Source organism: Leptolyngbya sp. BC1307 (genome assembly GCF_002286735.1).
Classification (GTDB): Bacteria; Cyanobacteriota; Cyanobacteriia; order Phormidesmidales; family Phormidesmidaceae; genus Phormidesmis.
Map to the genome: position 1 here is coordinate 1 of NZ_NRTA01000090.1, position 6,482 is coordinate 6,482.

The 6,482-nt window shown below is 52.2% G+C and carries 4 protein-coding genes and 3 pseudogenes; 5 read left to right on the top strand and 2 right to left on the bottom strand.

What is annotated here, in order from left to right; translation table 11 throughout:
* The 4 genes and pseudogenes from CKL79_RS21605 to CKL79_RS21620 form a co-directional block, all read left to right on the top strand.
* Positions 1–290 (top strand): annotated as a pseudogene (locus CKL79_RS21605) (photosystem II D2 protein (photosystem q(a) protein)); the annotation flags it as partial.
* On the top strand, positions 274–1,659 hold the full coding sequence (gene psbC, locus CKL79_RS21610) for a photosystem II reaction center protein CP43 (protein ID WP_121971603.1): 1,386 nt from the start codon (positions 274–276) through the stop codon (positions 1,657–1,659). The pseudogene CKL79_RS21605 and the gene psbC, both read left to right, overlap by 17 nt.
* A gap of 303 nt (positions 1,660–1,962) precedes the next feature.
* The gene (locus tag CKL79_RS21615; protein ID WP_141242275.1) at positions 1,963–3,321 is read left to right on the top strand and encodes a hypothetical protein; all 1,359 of its coding nucleotides are present in this window, start codon (positions 1,963–1,965) and stop codon (positions 3,319–3,321) included.
* A 17-nt stretch (positions 3,322–3,338) separates the two neighbouring features.
* Entirely contained in the window at positions 3,339–3,638 is a 300-nt protein-coding gene (locus tag CKL79_RS21620; protein ID WP_121971605.1) for a hypothetical protein, read from the top strand.
* A 7-nt stretch (positions 3,639–3,645) separates the two neighbouring features.
* Here CKL79_RS21620 and CKL79_RS21625 read toward each other — a convergent pair.
* A pseudogene (locus tag CKL79_RS21625) lies at positions 3,646–4,310 on the bottom strand (MarC family protein).
* Positions 4,311–4,808: 498 nt separating this feature from the next.
* On the opposite strand from CKL79_RS21625, the gene CKL79_RS21630 reads away from it, so the two are divergent.
* Positions 4,809–5,018, top strand: coding sequence for a hypothetical protein (locus CKL79_RS21630; RefSeq protein ID WP_121971606.1), 210 nt, complete (start codon positions 4,809–4,811; stop codon positions 5,016–5,018).
* A gap of 211 nt (positions 5,019–5,229) precedes the next feature.
* On the opposite strand, the pseudogene CKL79_RS21635 reads toward CKL79_RS21630, so the two are convergent.
* Positions 5,230–5,772, bottom strand: a pseudogene (locus CKL79_RS21635) (circularly permuted type 2 ATP-grasp protein); the annotation flags it as partial.
* Positions 5,773–6,482: the final 710 nt, after the last annotated feature.

Consider the following 6,482-nt stretch of genomic DNA (forward strand, 5'->3'; position numbering starts at 1 on the left):
TCGGGATTGCGTTTTCGAACAAGCGCTGGCTGCACTTTTTCATGCTGTTTGTGCCGGTGACGGGCTTATGGATGAGCTCTATTGGCATTGTCGGCCTGGCGTTGAACCTGCGGGCTTACGACTTTGTGAGCCAGGAGATTCGCGCCGCAGAAGACCCCGAGTTTGAGACCTTCTACACGAAGAACATTCTGCTGAATGAAGGCATTCGGGCGTGGTTGGCTCCCCAAGACCAGCCGCACCAAAAATTTGTATTCCCTGAAGAGGTACTCCCCCGTGGTAACGCTCTCTAATAACACCTTTATTGGCGGCGGGCGCGACCAAGAATCTACCGGGTACGCCTGGTGGTCTGGTAACGCTCGACTGATCAATTTGTCAGGTAAGCTGCTGGGCGCGCACGTTGCCCATGCTGGCCTAATCGTCCTATGGACGGGTGCAATGACCCTATTTGAGGTCTCGCACTTTGTTCCTGAAAAGCCCCTGTATGAGCAGGGTGCCATCTTAATTCCTCACCTGGCGACGCTAGGTTGGGGGGTCGGCCCGGGTGGTGAAGTGATCAATACCTTCCCCTACTTTGTGGTCGGTGTACTTCACCTGATTTCTTCGGCTGTGCTCGGTCTTGGCGGTGTGTATCACGCCCTTCGCGGCCCTGAAACGCTCGAAGAGTACTCCAGCTTCTTTAGCCAGGACTGGAAAGATAAAAACCAGATGACGAACATCATTGGCTATCACCTGATCCTGCTGGGTTTGGGTGCTTTCTTGCTGGTGATCAAAGCCTGTTTCTTCGGTGGCGTTTACGACACCTGGGCACCGGGCGGCGGCGACGTGCGGGTGATTACGAACCCGACGCTTAACCCAGGTGTTATCTTTGGCTATTTGGCCGCGTCTCCGTTTGGTGGCGAGGGCTGGATTGTCGGCGTTAACAATATGGAAGACATCATTGGCGGTCATATTTGGGTCGGCCTGATCTGTATTGCTGGCGGTATTTTCCACATTTTGACCAAGCCGTTTGCTTGGGCTCGGCGGGCGCTGATCTGGAATGGTGAGGCTTACCTCTCCTACTCTATTGGTGCCGTCTCCCTGATGGCTTTCATCTGCTCTTGCTTCGTCTGGTTCAACAACACAGCGTATCCGAGTGAGTTCTTTGGCCCGACTAATGCTGAAGCATCTCAGGCTCAGGCCATGACCTTTTTGGTGCGTGACCAGCGCTTGGGTGCCAACATCGGTTCGGCTCAAGGGCCGACTGGTTTGGGTAAGTATTTGATGCGATCGCCTACGGGAGAAATCATCTTCGGTGGTGAGACTATGCGCTTCTGGGACTTTGACGGTCCCTGGCTCGCACCTTTGCGCGGCACCAACGGCCTCGACCTGGACAAGCTGAAGAACGACATTCAGCCCTGGCAGGTACGTCGCGCTGCTGAGTACATGACTCACGCGCCCAACGCCTCCATCAACTCTGTCGGCGGTATCATCACCGAGGTTAACTCTGTTAACTTTGTGAACCCCCGTCAGTGGCTGGCTTCATTCCACTTTGTGATGGCTTTCTTCTTCTTAGTCGGTCACCTGTGGCATGCAGGTCGGGCCCGCGCGGCTGAAGGCGGCTTCGAGCGTGGTCTCAACCGTTCAGCTGAACCTGTGCTCTCTATGCCTGATCTGGACTAATCCGAATCTAGCAGATAGGTAGCGCACCTGTGGAGGTGATGTGACTGCTTGCTAGTTCTAATTAGAGAGGCTCCTGCTGTTAGGTAGGAGCCTTTTCTTATGGGCAGTTCATGAGCCGAGTGATCAATTCTTGTATAGCAAGCGTACGGATGCATACTCGCAGAGAAGGCTACGCCTACGTACGCTTACGCGCCACTCAGCCCGAAGTACAAGACGGTTTTAGCAACATTGATTTAGCAACCTTGATGTAGTGAGCTAGGTGGCCAAAGCTATACGATGGGCTTACCCATTTCTAGCACAGCTATGGCAGATCAGCGCTTCGCCCTAAGCAGGGCCTTTTGGTTTAAAGTAGCTTCGGTAGCCGGGGTCTATCTGCTGCTCCAAGCACTAATTTTGCTGGTGACAGGAGTAGGCTGGCAAAAGTTTTGGGTGCTTCAGCTGGTAGAAAACTTTCAGTACTGGGACGCGGTTCATTACGCAACGCTAGCGGTGAATCCGGTCTGCGGTGCCTTTTACCTGCTGTGGCCGGCCTTGGTGAGGCAGATAGCTGCCCCAGTTGATGTAGCTACGGCCATGAGCGCTATGATTTTGGGGTCGGAGCTAATTTTTTTAGGTTCGCTGCCGCTGGCGCTGTTCACCTTTGAGCGTATCGTTAGAAATCGGTCTTTAGCGCTGCTGGCCTTTGTGCTTTACGCTTTGGGGCCAAACGCTATCTTCTATGCCATTGGCTATACCGAAAGCCTGTTCAGCTTTTTGAGTTTGCTTTTTTTGCTGAGCTTATACACCGCTGAGCAGCTAGACTTTTCAGAGGACCAGTCAAAAGGCAGACTGCTGGTACTGTACGGGACCATTTTTGGCCTGTCGGTAGGGTTAAATTTGCTACGTCCGGCTTTGCTGCAATCGTGGTTTGCAATAGCCTTCAGCCTGACTACGCTGCTGCTGCTGCGCCGACTCTCACCGTCTACTGCTAGAGACACCAGGGCTGACAGAGTGATCACATTGACCCTGCTGATAGGTACCGGCAGCGCCTTTGGCTACGCCCTGTACGGTCTGTTTTGCTGGAATACCGTGGGCAATTTTTGGGGGCCTTTTCAAGCCCAGGTGGAGTGGGGCAGAGCGCTGGCTTTTCGTCCGTGGCTGCTGCTACTGCCGCGATCGCTGCTGATGGATCTGCACGCGTTATATGCGCCGGCTCTGATATTTTTGACCTTGGGCTGGCTACTTTTTGCCGGCTATTGTCAGCGGCAGCAGATGACGCTACGACTGCCCAGGCAACCCTGGCTGTACCTATTCTTAGTGCATCCTTTGGTATTCTCAGGAATGATGGTAGTGCTGAGTAAATTTGCAAAACAATGGACGACTGCTATCTCTATCCGGTCGCCGGAGAAGGTGCTAAGCGAGTTAGGAAGCTTTACGGTGCTGTATGCGATCGCGTTCTCCGGCGTTCATTCCATCATCAATTTTCTCGTTAACTCCGGGTACTTGTACAGCACTGCTCGACACTACTTTGGCTCCCCCTATGCATTTATAGGGATTGGCGCTGTGCTGGCAGCGTTGGCCGTCCCTCAGCTCAATCGCCTTGCCTGGGTTATGGCTGCTGTAGGGCTGATCTGGCTGGGTGATCAGTGGCTGCACTACGGCACAGGGCAGTGGCTAGGGTAAGATATGAGACAAAGCCCATGCTAGACCAGCCTTACTATCTATTGCGCTCCAGATCGACAGGACAGTACTTAGTGGCTCGCCCGTCGGTTCCGGGCGGACATCCGGAGCAGCCGGCCGAGCCGTATTTGCTGCTGTTCATCGCTGACTTTGACGCGCTGAGCTATCTCAATACTCATGCAGGTGAGCTAGCGTCTCAGTTTGCGGTGGAGCAGGGCGATCGCCGCCAGATAAAATCTATCTCCGAGCGCTGGAGCTACGTCGGTGTCGGCGTCGTCAACGATCCGCTTGTGCCCAGAGTAGAATTCATGCGCTTTTGATCGCCTTTTAACCCAAGTTCAGGGACTCAATCCAGTCGCCAAGGCCGCTGAGAATGAGCTGTACACCAATGGCCATAACAAATAGGCCCAGCAGCCGACTCAGGGCATGAATGCCGCCCGCCCCTAGCCACTTAAGTAGCAGCGTAGAAGAGCGCAGAGGGATATAGATGATCGCGCCGATGAGAGCGATCGCCACTGCCGCCAGGTTCCCTGCCGTTTCAGCCGCTTGCGCGCCCCGACTGGCCTCGGCTGCCAGTCCTAAGGCCACTGCAATCGAACCTGGCCAGCCAGTAGTGGAATCGTCATCGGCATAAACGAAATATCCTTGTGATGCCCTGCTCTTTCGGTAGCATCATTATTTTCCAATTCGCTCATCTTTGACTCGGCGTTCATCGTATTCCAAGCCGCATGAAACACCACAATACCGCCCGCAATCCGCACCACTGCTAGCGAAATTCCAAAAAATCGCAGAATGCCACCGCCAACCAGCAAAAAGCCAATCAACATCAAAATCACGTTAGTCGCGATGCGTTTGGCATAACTGCGCCGCAGCGACTCAGGAGCACCTGCCGTCAGCACTAGAAAAATCGGCACGCTGCCAATCGGGTCGATAACGGGGAACAGCGCCGCCAGACTACCCAAGATGAAATCAGTAAAATCTTTGATCGGCATGGCACTCCTTGAATATGTAAAGCAGAAGCGATAAACCTACCGACCTTAGTTCCTGACGATATGTATCACAGGTCGTCCTAGAGTGAGGCTCATTGCTTATATCCATCGCTTTAGTTCTCCTATGAAGGTCACATCTTGCCAGAAGTACTGAGGAGAAAAAAGATCTTATCTCGCAAGTTAAGTTACTAGTTAATTCTACTGAGATGACGCCTGAAAATAAAATTACGGGCACCTTGTTTTCACTCTTTAAAAAATTACTTTTTGCATGATTTCGCCCAGATATAAGGGGTTCACAGCAATATTGATGACTTTTATCTAAAAAAATTCTCAATCGACTAATGCGTTTGTGAAAGCAATATATCAAGACTATTTTATATATTTGGGCTATATAAACGTCACCCTTTCATAATCACTAAAGTTCAGTCTTTATATATTTTATTCCGGATATTCAGGCTACTCAAAGAAGACAGAAATGTGAGTCTTTAGGGTTTAGTCTCAATGTTTAAATCGACAATTTGTAAGTCTAATGCCAAAGATCTGAAGTCACTAGTACGGATGGCCGTGCAAACTGGCGAGCTTGCCCCTGGCGTGGCAGCACAGATCTCTAGCTACCGAAACGGCAAGCTAACCTGCGAAGATCGTCGACTGCTGGCTATTTTGAACGATGCGATCGCCGCTGGTTGCATCGTCGAGCGGACTGCTGTGTAGCCTCAACATCGGGTGGCTCACAGCAACGTATAGAACAAAGCTATACAAAACAAAGGCGCTGACAACTGTACGGGGCTCCTTCAACAAAGCTCGGAAGCGCCCCGTATAGCTACCGTCTGACACACGCTATCACGACCAGGCACGATGGCTCTAGATTCCATTGTTTGGGAGATAAGTGATGCTAAGCGACGCCAATCGCTCGGCGACTAGGCTATGGCAACACCCAAGTATCCTTAGCGCCGCCGCCCTGCGACGAATTCACCACCAGCTTCCCCTTTTCCAGCGCTACTCGGGTGAGCCCGCCCGGATGCACATAAATATCATCTCCCTGATGCAGGACATAGGGCCGCAAATCTGTATGTCGCCCTTCGATGCCGCCGTCTACGACCGTCGGAATCTGGGACAAGTACACCGTCGGCTGCGCCATATATTCCCTCGGCGTTTCTCGAATCTTCTGGGCAAATGCCTGCCGTTCTTCGGCGGTAGAATTGATACCCACTAGCATGTCGTCTCCACCTTCGGCGCTCGCTGCCTTAACCACCAGCTCCTCTAGATGATTTAGCACGTACTCGCGATCGCTGTCTCGCCAGCACAGGTAGGTAGGTACGTTGGGCAGCAGCGGCTCTTCATCGAGATAAAACCGAATCATATCTGGCACATAGGCGTAAAGCACCTTGTCATCTCCAATACCTGCGCCGATGGCATTAGCGATCGCCAACTTCCCTTGCTGGCATAGCGCGATTAAGGTAGCAATACTGTCAGGATAGCCCTCGCCCAAGTCCAAGTCGGCAAATAGATCGGCGTGGTTTAAAAACCGCCGATTTTGGGTCACACTCGCAGCCTAAAATAGACCACCGTCGTCGATGGCCCAGCCTACTAATTGATTCAATTTCTAAGCTCTCTGGAACCGCTTAAAACCAAGGAGTTCGAGCCAATGTGGGTGAGGCTGGCCAGTGAGCAACTCCGTGGGACTTTTCCCGACCCGCTCCGGTGCCCGAGAGCGGATGAAGCAGCGGTGTGCGATTCGTTCCTGTACGAAAGGCTGAAAAGCTAATAAGGCAGGGCTTCTAAGAGATAACCCACTCAGGGTGGAGTTCGCACTTTAATCTCTCTTAGATGACAACTTGATGCTCTTATAGGTGATGCCTCTGACCAAGCCCAGAAAGCTAGTCCTATCCGCCCGGTATAAGGCGTGACAGCATAGCCCTCATTTCAACGGTTTAGCGCCAATGGGATGAAGCAGGGTTAAACGTCGGTATCTGGAAGCCTAATCTGGAAACCCGGCTAGCACGTGTGTATGAGTAAAGCCCAAAGGGCCTGAATGTATGACCGAACCATCGTCATTCATAACCAGTGAAAAGGCTGATGAGAATCTAAGGCAATGCCTGAACACTCAGGACACTGGAAACAAAAGTTACCGATTTCTAGGCCCACTCATATCGCTAGGGTGGGATTTATATCCAA